Consider the following 17,828-nt stretch of genomic DNA (forward strand, 5'->3'; position numbering starts at 1 on the left):
CTCTCACCCCACCGGCACAGCCCCAAAACTCCATGCGATATAGGCGGCGTAGCCAAGGAGCAGGATGCACGACCAGCCCCGAATGACGGCGGGGCGGGCAAAGAGCAGGGGGAGGACCGCGATAGAGAAGAGTACAACAGCGATGATATCGAGAGGCGATCCTATCGTGGCGGGGGCGAGGAGGAGGCTTATCCCGAGTACCAGGAGCAGGTTAAAGATGTTGCTTCCAAGGATGTTGCCGACCGAGATGGCTTCCACCCCCTTTGCAGCGGCGACTACCGATGTTGCAAGTTCTGGAAAGGAGGTGCCGACAGCGACGACCGAGACTCCGATGACAAACGCCGGGATCCCCAGGGCCTCCGCGAACGCGACAGCGCCGTCGACGACCAGCTGCGCTCCGATGATGACCGCGGCAAGCCCAAGACAGATGTAGAGGGCGTCAACCCAGCCGTGTGACCTGAGTTCGACGCCCTCCTCCTCCTCACGCTGCTCCCGCAGGAGAACTGTGAGGATTCCAACAAAGAGGATGAGGAAAACTACACCGGCAAAGGCGTCAAGCGTGCCTGCCAGGGCAAGAAGTGCAAATACCGCCGTCGCAACGAGCATCAGCGCGGTGTAGCGGATCAATAAGTGGCGCGACTTCTCGGAGGCGGCGAAGATGCCTGGGCGGAGGAGGGTGCATAGCGCGAGAACCAGAGCGATGTTTGCTATGTTGCTCCCGAGAACGTTTCCAACCGCTATATCCGAGTTTCCCTTTACCGCAGCGCTCGTGCTGACAACGAGTTCGGGTAGCGAGGTGCCGAAGGCGATTATCGTCGACCCTATCAGTGCGGGGGAGATCCGGTGCCGGATTGCAAGATCACTTCCGCCGCCCACGAAGAGATCGGCCCCTTTGACAAGGAGGAGTACACCAACGATGAACAGGATGAATGTCACGACCACAGGAAACGCCCCGTGCGGTGGTAATGGTTGAATTGGATCGATTAATACGTTTCCGAAGCCCCGGTTCCTGAGAGGGTCGGACGGGACGGTGTATCGATGGAGAGTTCGTCAATCAGGGAGAGGCTGATGGGGATGGAGCAGAACCATCCACTCCCCTGCCTGCCCCTAACATCTCCTCGAAAACGTCTCTCGCCGACCCCCCCACCACCTGGCAGCTCCGCGGCCTCCCGCCCCCTTCATAGGGGGGCAAGTGTCTGGCGATAGCCAGGGGGAAGCCGTGCCCGGAAGGTTTATCAAACCAGGGAGGTATCGGTTCGATGCCCTCGATGAAGAATGACTCGCATCTGCCGAAGGAGATATCCCCTCCGGCGTCCAAATAGCTGCTAGAACCGGCTTGACTGTCGGGGTTAAGGGGGGTGCCCGGGTTACGTTCACGTTTGATGAACAGATTGCCGCCCTTGAGGCGGAGCGAGACCGGCTTCTCCAGTTCCCGGAGGACGAGTTCATCGCGATCATCCGGGACGTAGGGTTCTCCTGCGACCGCTGCGGCCGGTGCTGCACCCGCGAGTTTAACGGCCATGTCTTTCTGCTGGAGGACGACACCGATATTGTCCGCCAGATCCTGCCAGACGCCGTCATTCCTGCACCGTATTTCGATGCTTGCGACCAGGAGGGGAGGTTCTATGTCTCGGGGTACGCCTTGAGGACGAGACCGGACGGATCATGTATCTTTCTCAAGGATGGCATGTGCAGCATCTACGACCGGCGGTTCTCCATCTGCCGGGTCTACCCCTATATGCTCCACCGCGAGGCCGACGAGAGTGGTGCCGTCGAGTGGCGGCAGATCAGCGGCCTTAACGAGCATGGAACCTACAACAACCCGATCGAGGATGCTGAGTGCGCCAGAATCTTTCGGGAGACCGTGGCCTACGAGGCGGCGTTCCTCAACCAGGAGATCCGGTTCCGGCAGGCCCTGCGCGACCTCTTCGCACGGGAGGGGCTGCGATACGTCCGGCGGACATACGACCGCCTGATGCGGGAGTTCCGCAACGGTGCCTTGGTCGATGTCCGTGTCTTCCACCGCGGGCGGTTTGTGGAGCATCGGGTCAGGCGCGATCTCTATGGGCGGTGAGCCGGCACCCAGCACCGGCCCGGATCCCCAACGGTGTGAGACCTAGCCGCCCTTGCCCTCTTCATCTGGTTTCTTCTCGGGTTTCTCTGGTTTCACGTAGGTGATGGTGTAGCGCTCAACCATACGATCCACGACAGGCTGGATGTAATCCTGCTCCATCGCGAGGCTGTCGAACGGACAGTCCTCCACGCACTCGCCGCAGGCGATGCAGCGCATGCGGTCGATCTCCCAGAAGTTGGCCTCTTTGTCCAGGTTGATCGCCCCCGAGGGGCACCGCCTGGAGCAGAGTCCACAGGAACGGCACGTGGCCGGGTTGAAGACGACGTGCCCCCGGGTTATCGGACTCTTCCTTGCCGGTACGGCGGGGTAACGCCGGGTGGCCGGGCCTCCTGCAAGGTTTCGGAGAACCGTCTTTGTCATCTGAAAAATTCCCATTTCGTCTTCACCTCTCCATGCAGCCGATGCAGGGGTCGATCGAGAGGACAACCACCGGGACATCCGCAAGCTGGACACCCGGGAGCATCTTGACGAGCGGCGGGATGTTCGCGAGCGTCGGTGTCCTGATACGGTCGCGAACCAGGTGCTTTGTCCCGTTGCCCCGAAGGTAGTGAACGACCTCGCCGCGGGGTTGCTCAGCACGGGAGAAATACTCCCCGTCCGGCGTTCCCTTGACCTTCACATCGATCGGGCCTTCCGGCATCTCCTCGATCGCGCGCCTGATCAGGTCGATGGACGCGTAAACCTCCCTGACCCTTACGGCACACCGGGCGTAGCAGTCGCCTGCGGTCTCGATGACCGGTTTGAAACCGAGATCACCGTAGGCCGCATAGCCGGTCTCGCGGTGGTCCATCTCGACACCGCTTCCCCTCGCGGTCGGGCCGACAGCGCCAAGGTCGTAGGCCTCGTCCTTTGAGATGACCCCGAGTCCCTTGAGGCGGTAGTTCACCGTATTGTCGTTTAAGAAGACGTCGCCGAGGTCCCGGCACTCCTCCTCGAAAGACTCAAGTCCGCGGTGCATCTCGTCGAGTTTCTCCTGCACTATATCCCGCCGGACACCGCCGACCTTACAGGTGCCCTGGATGACCCGGCCGCCGGTCGTGTCCTCAAGCACGTCTAGCACCTTCTCCCGGAGCTGCCACGAACGCATGAAGAGGTTCTCAAAGCCCATTGAGTCGGCAAAGAGCCCGAGCCAGAGGAGGTGAGAGTGAAGACGGGAGTACTCTGACCAGATCGTCCGGAGGTAGCGTGCCCGGTCGGGAACCTCGATCTCCATGATCTTTTCGATGCCCTGGCAGTAACAGAGGCCGTGAATGAAACTGCAGATCCCGCAGATCCTTTCAGCCACATAGACGAACTCCTGATACTCGCGCTTCTGCACGAGCTGCTCAAGTCCACGATGGATGTAGCCGATGGATGGGATCGCCTCCACCACCTTCTCGTCCTCAAGGACGAGATCGATGTGGATCGGCTCAGGCAGCACAGGGTGCTGCGGCCCGAACGGCACGATTATTCGTTCTGGCATGCGTCCTCCCCCTTCCTTGTGATGCTGAACGGATACTTCTTAGCCGTCCTGATGAATGTCCCCTTAAAGTCGATGTTGATCCCGGAAACAGGGATTCCAAAGAGGTCGTGCATCTCGTTCTCGTAGACGAACGCCCCCCAGTAGATCCCGGAGATGCTTGGAACCCCTGTATCTGGCCCGACCTTCAGCCGGAGGTTCTTGAACTGGTAGCCCTTATCAAACGAGTAGTTGATCTCGTAAGCACCGCCGAGATCCGTACACCCGATCTGGACAAGGCGGTATCCATCGGCATGAAGCCTCTCGACCTCCCGGAGTAGATCCGGAAGCGCGACCTCGATGATCGTCTGCTCCTCCTGTATCGTCATGCGGTCTCACCCGCCTCTTCTGAATGCTGCGCCGTCTCTTTCATCTTCGCTCGCTTCTCCTCCAGAATCGAGAGAGCCCTCACGACACCATCGATGATCTGCTCCGGCCTTGCCGCGCAGCCGGGGACGTAGACGTCCACGGGGATCACTCTGTCGACTCCGCCAACGATGTTGTAGCACTCCCGGAATATGCCGCCCGATGCAGCGCATATACCGACCGCAACGACGACTTTCGGCTCCGGCATCTGCTCATAGAGGTTCTTCACAACCTGCCGGTTCTGCTCGTTGACCCCGCCGGTGATCAGCAGGATGTCCGCGTGCTTGGGGTTCCCGGTGTTGATGATGCCGAACCGCTCCACATCGTAGAGCGGGGTGAGGCACGCCAGCACCTCGATATCGCAGCCGTTACAGCTCGACGCATCGTAGTGAAGGATCCATGGTGATCGCTTCAGGAATGCCATGCTACTCATGCACCTCCAATCATCATATAGGAGAGGATCGCCAGGTTCACGATCCCGATCAGCGCCGCGAACCACCCGGTCTTAAGCGCTGCCTGCCACCGCACGCGTGCCGTGGTGTTATCTACAAAGATCTCAACAAGATACGTGAGCACGACCGCGACCACCCCGATCACCGGGTTCCAGGCGAAGAAGAGGTAAACCAGGCCGAGGAGGAATATGTTCTCGTACCAGTGGGCGATCTCGATCGTCCCGAGTGTCGGGCCCGAGAACTCCGTCGTGATCCCCTTTACTATCTCCTGGTGGGCGTGGTGCGATGTCGAGATGTCGAACGGAGACTTCCTGAGCTTGATTGTGAGGATGATGGCAAGCCCGAGGAAGACTCCGGGAAGGTAGAGGATGGCCGGAACGGCCACTGCGGCGATATCGGCAACGTAGAAACTGTTTGCGACCATGTAGAGGCCGACCGCCGCAAGGATGACCATCGGCTCGTAGGCCATCACCTGGATCAGCTCGCGCTCCGCCCCGATGTGGCTGTAGGGTGAGTGAACCGCATAGGCTCCGAGAACAAGGAAGACGTGGGCGAGTGTGAAGGCAAAGATAGTCAGCAGCAGGTCACCCCCCGCAAAGAAGAGCGCGCCGGCAAGGGCTATGAAGATGAGGTAAGCAAGAACGTAGAAGTTCTGCGCCGTGGTGACGACGACGCGCTCCTTCTCGAAGAGTTTGCCGACATCGTAGAACGGCTGCAGGAGAGGCGGGCCGACCCTCCCCTGCATCCTGGCGGTTATCTTGCGGTCAATTCCCGCGATGAGACCACCCGCCAGGGGCGCCAGGATAAGGAATAAGACCGCTCCTATAAGCCATGCCCAGGTCATAGCGCCACCCCCGCAAGGATCCAGGAGATGATTATCAGCGCCGTGCAGACCGCCAACCCTGGACGGAAGAGTTTTGCCTCGCCGAAGTAGTCGTTCAGGTAGTAGTTCCTGGTCTGGGCCTCCCGGGTGAGGCCAAGAGAGCCCGCAAAGTGGCGGTCTGCCGTCGCCGGTCTCCCGCCCATGTAAGCGGGGAGGTGTTTTGCGCTCCTCTTGAAGAGCATGAACGAGATCGGCAGCACGAGAAGCAGGGCCATCATCAGGAGCATGATCGCGACGTTCGCCTGCGCCATGCGTGCCGTAGCCCCGTAGATGGCAAGGACGTATGGTTCAATCAGCACAGATGAGATCAGCGGGAATAGGAGGGTGGCCGCCACCACGAGACCCGTGAGGATGTAGAGGGGTGCCCAGGGCTCCTCCAGGACACCTCTCTCCACCCGCTCCTGCTCACGGGTGACCGCAACCAGCTTGCCCATCCACTTCGCCCAGAAAAAGACTGTGACAGCGCTTCCGTAGGCAAGGAGGGCTATGAAGATGAGTCCGAACGGGGCCTGGACAAAAGCCTCGATCGCAGCCCATTTCGAGATCAGCATCCCGAAAGGCGCAAGGAACATACCGGCCATCCCGATGAACATCATCACAGCCATACGGGGCATCCGGACGATCAGACCCTCCATATCCTCGATATCCCTGCTACCGATCCTGTGCTCGATCATCCCTGTACCGAGGAAGAGGAGCGCCTTTGCGATGGCGTGGAATATGATCAGGAGTATCGCAGCCCATACAAGCATGTATGTTCCAACACCCGCACATGCGGCTATAAGGCCGAGGTTTGCGATCGTCGAGTAGGCGAGAACCCGTTTCGCGTTGCTCTGTGATATCGCGATCGCAGACGCGAGGACGAATGTCAGGGCGCCCACAAGCCCTATGGAGAACCCGGTAAGCGTTCCCGCAAAGACCGGTGCGAACCTGACCAGGATGTATACACCGGCCTTGACCATGGTGCTTGAGTGGAGGAGGGCCGAGACCGGGGTTGGCGCCACCATCGCCCCGAGCAGCCAGGAGGAGAACGGCATCAGTGCGGCCTTTGTGATCCCGGCAAACCCGATCAGCGCCGCCGGGAGCAGGATGACCGCCGCATCGCCGGATGAGAGCACCCCGGCAAGGTCGATACCCCCGCTCAAAGGTTCGGTGGCGGCAAGGATGATGAGTGCCGCAACGAACGCTATTCCGCCAAGCAGGTTCATCACCAGCGCCAGGAAAGCGTTCTTCGTTGCCTCCTCGGTCTCCGCGTAGCCGATCAGCAGGAACGATGTGATCGTTGTGATCTCCCAGAAGAAGAAGACCCACATCAGGTTGTTGGAGAAGACCAGGCCGAACATCGCAGCCAGGAAGATGAATATGACAAAGAAGAACGTCCTCTGCCGGTCACGCACCTCCGGATGGTGATGGTGGTAGGTCTCCATGTACCTGACCGAGTAGACGGCTATCAGACTCCCGATGATCCCGATGATCAGGGCCATGATGATGGAGAACTGGTCGATGAAGAGGTTGTTGACCACATGAAGGCTTCCCGAATACGTCGTTTCAAGATATACCACCAGAGCAGCCTGGACGACTGCCAGCGCGATTGCCAGGTAGTTCTTGAACTTTACACCCATGTAGATGATGAAGAGCGCAAGCCCCATCTCGATGATCACCATGAGCGGGTCGACTGTTCCCGAGGGCACGGCAAAGTAGACCGCGCCCGCGGAGATATACCGCAGCAGCAGGTATATCGTAGCCCCGCCGATGGCAAGAGCGGAGATGACCACCACCACGTAGCGCAATGCCGTTCGTTTTACGAACAACAAAAGACATGCGGCGATGATGGGGAATAAGATAAGGAAGAGCAGCGTCTGCACTATTGTCCCTCGCAAAGGAAGTATGCTCCACTTACATAATTAATCATTCCAAATAGGCACGGGGCAGATCCGTTCGCACTTCCGGCAGCCGATACACGCCCCGCTGATCACACCGGGCCGGGGTGCATAGGTTCTACCGAACCGCTGGAGGAGAGCGAGCGAAACCCGCCGCCCGACGCCACCCCTGGCGCCAGTATATGCAGAGGGTTTCCGGAAGTCGGGAACAGCGAGGGCGGCAGGGTCATCGCCGACCGTCCTGACGTCTGCAGGGTTGAAGAGGTCGCGTTCGGCTGCGCTTGCTATGCAGCCGATCTCAAGGGGCTCGATCCCTGTAAGCCGCGCAAGAATGGTGTCCACGGCCGCGTATTTGCTCCCGGCCAGGGTTGCCCCGATCTTTCGGGGGGTTCCCGCCCGGGGACCTTCTCCTTCCATCCCCATGACGGCATCCACAACCGGAAGTCGTGGTCTCATGCACTCGTTGAGGTCGACAAGCATCTCCCCGGATCTCCGCTCGTCCTGAAACCTGGAGTGAAAGACCGGTTTTTCGAGACCCGGGATTATGCCAAAGAGGTTTTTTGTGGCGCCGGTCATCCTGGTCCACATATGGGTTTTGGCCTTTGAGACGACCACGATCCCGTCAGCCTCCACGGCCAGGGGTGATGATGGAGAACTGTCTCATCGCCGCTCCCTCAGGAAAGGAGACGCTACTTGAACCGGTATCATAGTTAAGGGCGGCCCCGGTCTCTTCCGTCGCCGCCATATACCCGGCACGGGCGTAAGCCCGTCGAAGGTTCGCTTCGCTGTAGATTACCCCGCCTCCCGGGCTGTCTGCGATGAGAACACGGCAACCGTGCTCCACGAGGAGGCGAGGGATAGCGGCGACGACCGCCGGGTGGGTTGTGACGCACCGATCCGGTTCAAGCCCATGTAAAAGGTTTGGCTTAAGGAGGATCTTCTCCCCGTGGAAACAAACCTTCCAATACCACCAAAATGGTCGATTGCGCGCCTGACGGCAGCATCGACCTCAGACCGGCTGTAACCCTCGCACCTGACAACAGCGACTCGTGTGTCCCTCCCGGACGGTTGCAGCACTTTCAGCCCTTCCCGAGGCGTATTAGCGCCTCCCTTGCCGCGATCATGGCCGCAGCCTGCTTCGTCCGGGCCTCTCCTTCTCCGGATGGGACCCCACCGACGCTCACCCGGGCAACCCAGGTCGGGCAGCTCCCGGGACCGGTCTGGCGGAAGGTATACTCAAGGTAACCAAGGTTCTTCCTTGAGACGTGTTCCTGGAGCCTCCCTCGGTAGTTTCGGTCTGTGTCGCAATCGGCTATCTCATCTTCAAAGATCGCGATCACCACGCTCCTGGCCGCATCGAGGCCACGGTCAAGGTAGATCGCACCGATCAGAGCCTCAAAAGCGTCGGCGATGATCGAGTCGGTCAACACCTGCCCCCGCCGCCTGACGGCGCGGTCGATACCGAGCCCCTGCAGCCGCACGATCTCGGCAAGTTTCGTGTTCCGTGTCACCTGGAGCCTCCGGTTCATCTCGCCTGGCTGGAGGTCGTAGCCGGTGTAGAGGTGCTCGGCGATGATAAAATCAAGGATGTAGTTCCCGAGAAACTCAAGCCTCTCGTAGTCCTCAGCCACCGCTGCCGGATACTCACCACCGTTCGAATATGACCGGTGGGTCAGCGCACGGTCATAGAGATGGATAGCAGCATCGGTGATTCCGGTTACCTCGAAAGGGGGGCGGGCGAGAAGCGCACGTAGTTCCTCTGCACGATCGCGGCCTGGAGGATCCATACGGAGGTGGCGCGATCGCCAGAAAAGTCTACTGATACGAGATCCGGGCCAGTTGACGGAGAGTTTCATGGTAATCTGTCGGAAGGCGCAATCCCGCTCTTCTTCTATAGAATGACTTTCGTTCAGCAGGATAAACCTTTGCTGGAGACCGGCCGGCCGCGAAACCTTTTCTCTCCCGCCGCAGAGATCCTGCACCTGATGCAGTCGGCAGGCAGGCATGTCTACATGGACATAGAGTTCGGTTACGTATATGGCACCTCCAGGGAGGTGATGATGCCGATCGAGATCGGTGCTGTCCTGCACCGACCTGAGGACGAGAGTCTTTCTTACGCGGCTGAGCAGTTCCGCTACGACCTCGATCTCGAGATCTGGAAGAAGGTGACCGATCCCTGCGGCAGGACGGCCGGTGTCGAGACGACCGTCTCAAACCTGAGTCGGGGTGAGTGCGGAATGCCATACGACCACTCCTACCGGCTCCCCGACGACGAGGTTGAGACCGCAGAGATGACGGCACAGAAGGCGTTCAGCGACCTGCGAGACTTCCTGGAATCGATCGTTTCAAAGGAGGGGGCCACAGCAATCATCGTCTTTGCAGCGAGTATGGAGAGGCGGGCCTTCCGCGCGGCCGGGTTCTCCCCTGACGGCTGTGCGTTTGTCGACCTGCAGCGGGAGATCCGTCGACGTTTGAAGATGAAGCAGTTTCTATCCCTGGACCGTCTGGCCTGCCTGATCGGGTTCTCCACCGACGGCGCCATCATCTCCTCAGCCCATTTCCAGTACCCGGTCCCGCAGGGCTACCGCCACCTCCTCGGCGCCCACCGTGGACTGGGCGACGCCGTCCGGACTTTCCTGGTTGCACGCGAGTTCCAGGAGCACCTGCCCTATCTTGGGGAGCGTATCAGAACCCTGGTGGAGACCGGCGGCGGGAATGGTGAGGAGTGAAATCTATACGCGTGGCCCTGTCACCTCCACCTCGACCACCGTGCCTTCGGGTATTACACCGCCTCTACCGGCGGGTATATGCAGAAAGGCGTTTGCACGCACCAGGGCCATCTGCGTTCTGGAGCTGCGGGGCAGGGGTGCAGCGGTGTAGTGATCGCCGCTCCAGGAGACGGTGAGGAGAACAAACTCATCGTATCCCGGGTCTGCTGTGACCGTCTCTGTGAGGCGGGCGCTGAGACGCTGCGGCGGCCGGGGGGCCAGACCCCACGCCGCGAGGAGGGGGAGGGCAAGTTCCCGTATGACCGTAATGGCGGCGATCGGGTAGCCCGGGATCCCGATAACCGGTTTACCGTTGATTTTGCCGACGATTGCCGGTTTTCCAGGTTTCATTGCTATCCCGTGAACGAGCACCTCCCCAAGGTCTCCGATTACATCTGCGGTGAAGTCGCGGGTGCCTGCCGATGACCCTGCGGAGACCAGAAGCAGGTCGTTTTCACGTATCCCGCGTACAATGGCCTCCCGCAGAAGCCCGGGGTCGTCAGCAACGATCCCGTAACGGGTGCATGTTGCCCCGGCCTCACCTAGCATCGCCGCTGCAACGGCGGTGTTGCTCTCGATGACGCCACCGGGACCCGGAATCTCACCCGCAGGAACCACCTCACTCCCCGTCGGGATGAGCCCGACCCTGACCTCCAGCACCTCCACTCCGGTAACGCCGCAGGATAGGAGGACGCCGATGTCGCAGGGACGTATCCAGTGCCCTGCCGGGAGGATCAGGTCACCCTGCCGGACCTCGACCCCCGCAGGATGGATATGTTCACCCGGGCGCGCCGCCTTCACGGTGCTCCATCCCCCTTCGTCACCGGTGACATCCTCGATCATGACGACCGCGTCATAGCCGGGAGAGATTGCGTTTCCGGTATTCACCCTTTTGGGATTCTGAAGTCTCACCGGGTTTCTCCCACTTGCACCGAGTGTCTCACGGCTTTTGACGGCAAAACCATCTCTTGCGGCAATATCCGTTGCCGGAATTGTCAGTGGTGAGTAAACCGGGGCTGCTGTTACCCGTCCAGCGGCGTCAGCAACCGGAGTCTGGATGCTCCGGCCGGCAGCCTGGAAAGCGGAGCGCAGCAACTCCTGTACATCGGCAAATCGAGCCAGATTAAGGCGTTGCCTCACACGACCCCCCCCACGATACTGGAGAAAAAAAGGTTAGACCCTGGTATAGATGTTCCCATACACAGGCTTGCCTCTGGAGACGGGGTGGCGCTCGCCGAGATCCCCGATGTAGTGGATGAAGCGGGCCTTCGTACCGTCGACCTCCTCTTCGACCTCCCCGATATGCTGGAATCCCGGGAGCGGATTCTCGATCTTTCCAAAGACGTAGATATTGCCTTTCACCATCTGCCCGCCGACCCGGCCTTTGGCGTTCCCCTTGATGATGACGGTGCCGCCTTCGGCGTGGGTGGATACGTGTATGTCGGCATCGCCGCCGATGATGATCGTTCCGCCGTTCATGAACGTGGCCGTATCGTTCCCGACGCTGCCGGCGACCCGGATAACTCCGCCCTGCATGCCGCGCCACTCACCACGGGGAGATGATCCGAGGTGGTGTCCTGCGTTCCCGTCGATGATAAGTTCGCCGCCTTCCATGGCAAGGCCGCAGAAAGAGTCGACGTTTCCTTTGACATGGATCTTCCCGCCTTTCATCCAGCCACCGATGTACATGTCAGCGTCGCCTTCGATGACTATCTCACCGGCAGTCATCTGCTGACCGACTCTCTTGAGACGGGAGCAGTCTCCACGGAGTATGATCTTCGTATCAGCCGCCGTTGCACCACCGTTGCCCTCAACGGTGAAGTACTTGCCGAGCGGGCTCTTCAACTTGCCCTCCCAGACGTCTATGGCAGCTATCTCGGCTGCAGTCTTGCCTGCAAAGGCGTCCGGGGTGATATTTTGCCCCTCAAGGTAGAGCTCGGGGGGATTGGTCATGGTGAGGATTACTGTCTTCATGCTTCTCATCACCTCATTGTGTCGTATCGACCTCGATCACCCGTGGGTTGAAGAGGTGTTCCTCGAAGAGCGAGTAGTTGTCAAGGTTCACGCTGTAGTGGCGGAGGAAGTGCTCGTAGATGTCTCTCTGCACCTGCGCATTCTCCGGGACATTGACATCGACCCAGACTGTCCGTTTTGCAGGCTCCGTGAGGACTTCGCCATCCCTGACCGTCACAACGCCGTCTTTCAGAAGCCAGGCGCAGCGGGAGAAGGCCTTCTCGATCTCCGCCGGATCAGAGGGCATATTCTCCGGGTTGAGGGGGTAGATAGCGATATCAGCGTCCATGCCGGGTGCAAGCCCGCCGTAGGTGTTGCTGATACCGAGCGCCATTGCCGGCCCTGCACGGGTCATCTGCGCGATCTCGTAGAGATCGAGCTCGCGGTCGATGCTGTCGATAGAGGTTGCATCGATAGTCTTCTCAAGCCACTTGAACGTCTTCATGGTCGCATCGCGTGCAGCCCTGCTCATCAGCCAGGTGATGACCCGTGGGTAGCGAGTAAAAGGCCCGGCGTTCGGGTGATCGGTGGAGACGAACGTCCGCATCAGGTCCTTCGAGAGAAGGGCAAGCTCAAGGCCCACCGCCCACTGGATGGTGCAGACCTTAACCTTCGGGCTGTATATGTAGGGCACGACGCCTGCAGCGGTCTCGAGTTCAACGTCGGTGTTTGCCCACTTCAGGTTGTTTAAGGCACGCAGGTGGTGCTCAAACGGGCCGTCCGCCGTCATGGTGGTGGTCTCATCGAGAGTCACCTGGCCGATGTCGATGGTGATGTTGTCGTGGGAGTTCACGTAGTCGATGACCTCAGGTGCCCGCGACTCGAAGTTCCCCCATGAATCACCGCCGTAGGAGTGGAACTGGAGATGAGTGGCGTGGAGCACTTGCTCACGGCCGAAGTTGTTCTTCGGGGTGTATCCCTCGGCGAGTTTGAGTGAGTCGAGCGTGTCGGTATAGTTGCCGGGGTTGCCAAGGTTGTTGCAGTGCAGGTGCACCGAGTGTGGGAGACCGAGATGCTCGTTTGTCTCGATGAGACCCTTGATTATCTCTGCCGGGGTGATATCGAAGTACGGAACAGGGTCGTGGACGTTCTCACAGTTCAGCCCCCATCCCCAGGCCTCGGTTCCACCGGGATTGACGGCCTTGATGGCGAACCCCCGGGTTGCACGGAGTAGCCAGGCAGTATACGCTGCGTTGTTCTCGATCTCATGGTTCTTGAGGTATTCAAGGGTGAACCAGTTGTTAGCAAAGACCGGCATCGCGGCGTTGTCGATGATCGGGGTATCCCGGATCTCCTCGTGGACGTGGGGTGAGTGGAGCGGCGGCATCGCCGCCTCGTTGACAAAGACGTAGCCCATACGTGCGTAGTCGTAACCGGCCTTGAAGGTGGAGGGAACGGAGAAACCCATCTCCATGCGGCTGCAGCGTTTCAGAGGACTTTTGAATAGTTTATCCTCCGGACGGAAGAGTCGGCCGACATTCACCTTCGGCCCGACCACGTGGGCATGAATGTCAATACCGCCTCCCATCACCGTCATACCGGATGCGTCGATTGTCTCCGGATGCCGCAGAGCGCCTGTCTCCACGATCTTGCCGTCCCTGACCGCGATCTCCATGCGGTCGCCCTTGATCCCCTGCAGGGGGTCAAAGACAAAACCGTTCTTGATCAAAAATTCGCTCATGCCTCAATCCTCCGCGGGGACTCCCTCCGGCGTGGTCTTAGCCCGCTCTTTCGCGGCATCTTCCGCCTCCAGGTCACAGAGCCTCTGGTAGATCCGCTCGAAGAGTTCCTCGTCGCTGATAACGCCCTCGGGCGGGTCGATGACCTTGCGGTACTGGATCGGGACGTTATCCATACGATAGACGATACCGGGGACCTCGACACCGACGATGCCGACCGGGATGTGAAGGTCAGAGATCTCGCTTGCCATGCATATGTTGGGGTCGATGGTGATCCAGGGATGTTTTCTGAGTTCCTTGACCGCCGCGATCGGGAAGTGAGCACCGGCGTCGGTCGCCACGTTGAAGAATGCATCTATCTCGCCGCGCATGGCAAGGTCGATGGAACTGGTCTCACCCGGGTTCATGTGGGCAATGTCACGCTTTGAGAGGTCCAGACAGTAGGGGAAGCCATACTGCCACGACCAGACCTGGTTTGGCCCGGTGATGTTGTAGTGACCGCGCATGGCCATGATCGTCCACTTGGTGAAGTCATTGAGGTCACGCGTCAGGCTGATGGCGATGTCAATGTTGTGGTTCCGGCCATCAGTATGGCAGAGTCCCATTCCATAGAATATGGTACCGAACCGGGCGTTTTTCATGATCTCGGCCACTTCGTGGATCTTCTCGCGCTTGATCCCGGCAACTTCCTCGGGGATCTCGTGGCCACGCACAACTGTGCGGAACGCATCGAAGAGGTCGTAGTCGTAGCCCTGCTTCACCTGGAGGTAGATGTCCGCCACCCTGGCAGTGTCGGTGTAGCGGGGGTCAATGACGATGATCTTGCGGCTCTTGTGGCCCTTGCCGGTGAAGAAGCCACGGGGGAAGATCGAGTAGCGGGACATGTGTCGCGGGTGGGCATGGGCTGGGTTTGCACCCCAGTAGAGGATGACGTCCGCCCGGTTCTTGACCTCCCCGAGGGTGCAACTCGGGTAACCGTTGTCGAATATGGCCAGAAGAGAACTCCCGTGACATATGGAGGCGCAGTTGTCGAGTATGGCACCCGCTTTCTCGCCGACCTTGGCCGCTGCGGCCATGCCCTCGCAGTTGGTCGATCCGAACCCGTAAATGAGGGGCTTCCTGGCGTTGTATAGTACTCTCGCCGCGTAGTCGATAGCCTCGTCGTAGGAGATCTCCTTGTAGGTGCCGTCCGGCTGGCGGAGACGGGGCAATTTGACTCTCTCGCTGTCTGTTGCATGGTGGTAGATCTGGTTGCCAATGGCACAGGCATTCTCCACCTCAAGTATCTTTTTTCCATCGTCCGATACGGTCACGACAAGGTCGTCACAGCAGACACCGCAGTATGGGCATCCGACGTTCTCGATTCTCTTTGGCATTACTCTTCACCTCTCCACATTCCAACGGCCCCCTGGACAAGTTCAAGTGCGCTCTTGCGCCTCTCGCCCCTGGCAGCGGGCTCGACCGTCACAGGAAAACCGCTGTACTGGGGTTCCCCGGTTGCCTGTGTCCTTGGTGGGACGATCTGGTTTGCCCAGACACCCTGCGGGATGAATGCAAGACCAGGATAGAGAGTCTGGCGTCCCTTAACGACCTTGACAACCACACTCCCGCACTCGCTTGTCACCCGCACAACCTGGTTAGGAACCAGGCCGAGCGCCTTGATGTCTTCATCATGCATCTCGATGATCGAGCATGCCTCAAAGTATTCCGGGGTTGTTTTGCCCTTTTCCATCGCGACACCTTCCTCGATGGAACGCTGGGTGATCATGTTCAGCGTAATCTTGTTCGCCATAGTTTTTCCTCGATTTAGTTGGTACGGCCGGTCTCCCGGAGTTTCGGTGAGATGGCCATGTGGAGCACGGTGATCCCGATAATGCCCTTTTCATCAGGCCCCCTGGATACCAGGAAGATTTACCGGGATTTGCCGTGCCCGGAACGCGGGTCCTCCTCCCTCACGTGGGGCCCCACTTATTTGGGGGAAACGAAACTTCCGGGCGGATCGTTTTATCATAGCTTGTAATGGTTTGTATTTAACCATTCCGCATATGTAAGTAATTATATGTTACATCATTTACATTAAGGTTTTTTGATTTATCCTGCGGTGGTGAGGCGGCGAACTGGGAAGACCCCGACCAAACTGTGCGGGGATGAAAGCGGAAAACCACCTCCACCTCGCCCCCTCCTTTATAGTTTGCAGGCAGTTCACCGGCAGAGGGGGTCAGGATCGTTCGTTTCCCGGATGAACCTGCCCGAGTTCCACCGTTCCTCTGCGAGAACCCCGGGAAGCCCCGCCCGGCAGGCGCGGGGCAGTTCACGCCCCTCGCTCCCCCGATGATAATAGAGATGCTTTCTGTTTGGCACAATAACGGTGGGTCAGAAGACCTCTTTTTCAAAAACCGGCCCTGAGAGGTAAAATTATATATTTTTATGGCTAAAGTTATGAGATTGGTTGCCGTTAAGCACTAGTTGTGATTATTATCTGAACTATTGCTATTTATATATATTTTAATATTATTTAATGTGTATTACATCTGCATGCCAGATATTGCGTCTTGCAACACCCGGTTTGATAGAAACTCTTTTAAATGATCCAATTTAATTATTTTAGACCCAGAAATCAGGATTTTAAAATATAACAATGAGAATAAATCTTAAATGAATAATACTTTTTAAATGTTAAATCTATCTTATTTCGCAAATTTTATTAACACATCTCATCTACTCTTATAGTCCCTTCTGGGACGTGGAGTAGCGGTCTTTGGAGAATCCGGCGCGGATCGTTACCCCGCCGTATCCTGCATGAACAGAACGTATTGAACAAGGGTAAAAGGATGAAATACTATGGCTAAATACACAGAAACAATCGATCTATATTCTGATGATGGTAAACTGCTCAAAAGCGGCGTTACCCTCGACAGAATCAGCCCGCTGGTTAACCCGGCCACAGGTAAGATCATCGACCTGACCAAGAGAACAATCAGTGTGAACCTCGGCGGCATCCAGGATGCGCTCAGGACAGGAAAACTTGGAAAGGGCAAGATCAAGGGAAGAGAACTTGACCTCCCGATCATGGAGAATAAGGATGCGATCGTCAGCAGGATCAAAGAGATGGTCCAGGTTGAGGAGGGTGACGACACCGAGATCCTGGAGTTCAATGGGGGTAAACTCCTGCTTGTCCAGGTCCCGACAAAACGCCTGATCAATGCATCCACATATGATGCCGCGATCACCTCGGTCGCAGCCGCGACAACGCTCGCGATCGTTGATCAGTTCAACATCGACGCGTTTAACGCCTCCACCGTCAAAGCGGCCTGCTGGGGCAGTTATCCTCACACCCAGGACATGGAGGGTGCGCTTGTCACATCCATCCTCACGATCCCGCAGAACAATGAGGGTATCGGCTACGCGCTCCGCAACATCCCGGTCAACCATGTCGTCATGATGACCAACAAGAACGCTCTCCAGGGTGCAGCGCTATCGTCCACCCTCGAGACCGCCGGGATATTCGAGATGGGATCCGCCATTGGGCCGTTTGAGCGCGCCCAGTTGCTTGCCTACGCATACCAGGGCCTGAACGCGAACAACCTGGTCTACGACCTCGTAAAGGCGAATGGTGAGAATGGGACGATCGGAACCGTCGTCCAGAGCCTGGTCGAACGCGCCATCGAGGATAAGGTTATCACCCCCGGCAAGAAGGGCGGCTACTTCCAGTTCTACGAGACGAAGGACCCGATGCTCTGGAACGCCTACGCCGCTGCAGGAACCATGGCAGCCACCATCGTCAACTGTGGCGCCGGACGGTTTGCGCAGGCGGTCTCGTCGACGCTCCTCTACTTCAACGATCTCCTCGAGCATGAGACCGGTCTCCCGAGCACCGACTACGGCCGTGTGATGGGTACTGCCGTCGGGTTCTCGTTCTTCAGCCACTCGATCTACGGTGGCGGAGGTCCCGGTATATTCAACGGCAACCATGTTGTGACCAGACACGCCGCAGGCGTGGCCATCCCGTGCGTCGTCGCCGCGATGGCGCTCGATGCCGGAACCCAGATGTTTTCGCCCGAGAGCACCTCGAAACTCTTCGCCGAGACCTACGGTAAGGTCGACGTCTTCAACAAGCCGATCCAGCAGATCGCAAACGGAGCCTGAACGAACAGAGGT

At 58.6% G+C, this 17,828-nt stretch carries 18 protein-coding genes; 3 read left to right on the forward strand and 15 right to left on the reverse strand.

Translation table 11 applies throughout. From position 1 onward, the window contains the following. Window positions 1-3: 3 nt before the first annotated feature. Window positions 4-936 (reverse strand): calcium/sodium antiporter, encoded by a 933-nt coding sequence (locus R6Y96_RS02895; RefSeq protein WP_318622016.1) that lies wholly within the window; start codon window positions 934-936, stop codon window positions 4-6. Between the two features lie 400 nt (window positions 937-1,336). Between R6Y96_RS02895 and R6Y96_RS02900 the strand changes: the two genes are divergently transcribed. After that, window positions 1,337-2,074: a YkgJ family cysteine cluster protein gene (locus R6Y96_RS02900; RefSeq protein ID WP_318622017.1), complete on the forward strand. Its 738-nt coding sequence runs from the start codon at window positions 1,337-1,339 to the stop codon at window positions 2,072-2,074. 42 nt (window positions 2,075-2,116) lie between these two features. On the opposite strand, the gene R6Y96_RS02905 is transcribed toward R6Y96_RS02900, so the two are convergent. From R6Y96_RS02905 to R6Y96_RS02945, 9 genes are all read right to left on the reverse strand, one after another. Further along, window positions 2,117-2,494, reverse strand: coding sequence for a 4Fe-4S dicluster domain-containing protein (locus R6Y96_RS02905; RefSeq protein WP_318622018.1), 378 nt, complete (start codon window positions 2,492-2,494; stop codon window positions 2,117-2,119). Window positions 2,495-2,516: 22 nt separating this feature from the next. Further along, window positions 2,517-3,596 carry a hydrogenase large subunit gene (locus R6Y96_RS02910; protein WP_318622019.1) on the reverse strand — a complete coding sequence of 360 codons (1,080 nt, stop codon included), beginning with the start codon at window positions 3,594-3,596 and terminating at the stop codon, window positions 2,517-2,519. Further along, window positions 3,581-3,961, reverse strand: coding sequence for an NADH-quinone oxidoreductase subunit C (locus R6Y96_RS02915; protein ID WP_318622021.1), 381 nt, complete (start codon window positions 3,959-3,961; stop codon window positions 3,581-3,583). The genes R6Y96_RS02910 and R6Y96_RS02915 overlap by 16 nt, the downstream gene beginning before the upstream one ends. Beyond that, window positions 3,958-4,422 carry an NADH-quinone oxidoreductase subunit B family protein gene (locus tag R6Y96_RS02920; RefSeq protein ID WP_318622470.1) on the reverse strand — a complete coding sequence of 155 codons (465 nt, stop codon included), beginning with the start codon at window positions 4,420-4,422 and terminating at the stop codon, window positions 3,958-3,960. The genes R6Y96_RS02915 and R6Y96_RS02920 overlap by 4 nt, the downstream gene beginning before the upstream one ends. A gap of 5 nt (window positions 4,423-4,427) precedes the next feature. Beyond that, window positions 4,428-5,294 (reverse strand): respiratory chain complex I subunit 1 family protein, encoded by an 867-nt coding sequence (locus tag R6Y96_RS02925; RefSeq protein WP_318622023.1) that lies wholly within the window; start codon window positions 5,292-5,294, stop codon window positions 4,428-4,430. Beyond that, on the reverse strand, window positions 5,291-7,141 hold the full coding sequence (locus R6Y96_RS02930) for an NADH-quinone oxidoreductase subunit 5 family protein (RefSeq protein ID WP_318622025.1): 1,851 nt from the start codon (window positions 7,139-7,141) through the stop codon (window positions 5,291-5,293). Before R6Y96_RS02930 ends, R6Y96_RS02925 begins: the two co-directional genes overlap by 4 nt. 93 nt (window positions 7,142-7,234) lie before the next feature. Further along, window positions 7,235-7,786 carry a DUF362 domain-containing protein gene (locus R6Y96_RS02935; RefSeq protein WP_318622026.1) on the reverse strand — a complete coding sequence of 184 codons (552 nt, stop codon included), beginning with the start codon at window positions 7,784-7,786 and terminating at the stop codon, window positions 7,235-7,237. A gap of 46 nt (window positions 7,787-7,832) precedes the next feature. Then, window positions 7,833-8,147, reverse strand: coding sequence for a DUF362 domain-containing protein (locus tag R6Y96_RS02940; protein WP_318622471.1), 315 nt, complete (start codon window positions 8,145-8,147; stop codon window positions 7,833-7,835). A 142-nt stretch (window positions 8,148-8,289) separates the two neighbouring features. Then, window positions 8,290-8,997: a ribonuclease III family protein gene (locus tag R6Y96_RS02945; RefSeq protein ID WP_318622027.1), complete on the reverse strand. Its 708-nt coding sequence runs from the start codon at window positions 8,995-8,997 to the stop codon at window positions 8,290-8,292. 111 nt (window positions 8,998-9,108) lie between these two features. Between R6Y96_RS02945 and R6Y96_RS02950 the strand changes: the two genes are divergently transcribed. Next, window positions 9,109-9,939, forward strand: coding sequence for a hypothetical protein (locus R6Y96_RS02950; protein ID WP_318622028.1), 831 nt, complete (start codon window positions 9,109-9,111; stop codon window positions 9,937-9,939). Window positions 9,940-9,942: 3 nt separating this feature from the next. On the opposite strand, the gene R6Y96_RS02955 is transcribed toward R6Y96_RS02950, so the two are convergent. The 5 genes from R6Y96_RS02955 to R6Y96_RS02975 are packed head-to-tail and all read right to left on the reverse strand — an operon-like array spanning window position 9,943 to window position 15,462. Continuing rightward, on the reverse strand, window positions 9,943-11,118 hold the full coding sequence (locus tag R6Y96_RS02955; RefSeq protein ID WP_318622030.1) for a molybdopterin-binding protein: 1,176 nt from the start codon (window positions 11,116-11,118) through the stop codon (window positions 9,943-9,945). 33 nt (window positions 11,119-11,151) lie between these two features. Further along, entirely contained in the window at window positions 11,152-11,952 is an 801-nt protein-coding gene (locus R6Y96_RS02960; protein ID WP_318622031.1) for a formylmethanofuran dehydrogenase subunit C, read from the reverse strand. 13 nt (window positions 11,953-11,965) lie between these two features. Then, a complete protein-coding gene (locus R6Y96_RS02965; RefSeq protein ID WP_318622033.1) occupies window positions 11,966-13,672 on the reverse strand; it encodes a formylmethanofuran dehydrogenase subunit A in 1,707 nt (568 codons plus the stop codon). Between the two features lie 3 nt (window positions 13,673-13,675). Further along, entirely contained in the window at window positions 13,676-15,046 is a 1,371-nt protein-coding gene (locus tag R6Y96_RS02970; protein ID WP_214022632.1) for a formylmethanofuran dehydrogenase subunit B, read from the reverse strand. Next, window positions 15,046-15,462: a molybdopterin dinucleotide binding domain-containing protein gene (locus R6Y96_RS02975; protein ID WP_318622034.1), complete on the reverse strand. Its 417-nt coding sequence runs from the start codon at window positions 15,460-15,462 to the stop codon at window positions 15,046-15,048. Before R6Y96_RS02975 ends, R6Y96_RS02970 begins: the two co-directional genes overlap by 1 nt. A gap of 1,049 nt (window positions 15,463-16,511) precedes the next feature. Between R6Y96_RS02975 and mcrB the strand changes: the two genes are divergently transcribed. Next, window positions 16,512-17,816: a coenzyme-B sulfoethylthiotransferase subunit beta gene (gene mcrB / locus R6Y96_RS02980; protein WP_318622036.1), complete on the forward strand. Its 1,305-nt coding sequence runs from the start codon at window positions 16,512-16,514 to the stop codon at window positions 17,814-17,816. Window positions 17,817-17,828 lie beyond the last annotated feature (12 nt).

It is taken from the genome of Methanoculleus receptaculi (assembly GCF_033472595.1).
GTDB classification, from domain to species: domain Archaea; phylum Halobacteriota; class Methanomicrobia; order Methanomicrobiales; family Methanoculleaceae; genus Methanoculleus; species Methanoculleus receptaculi.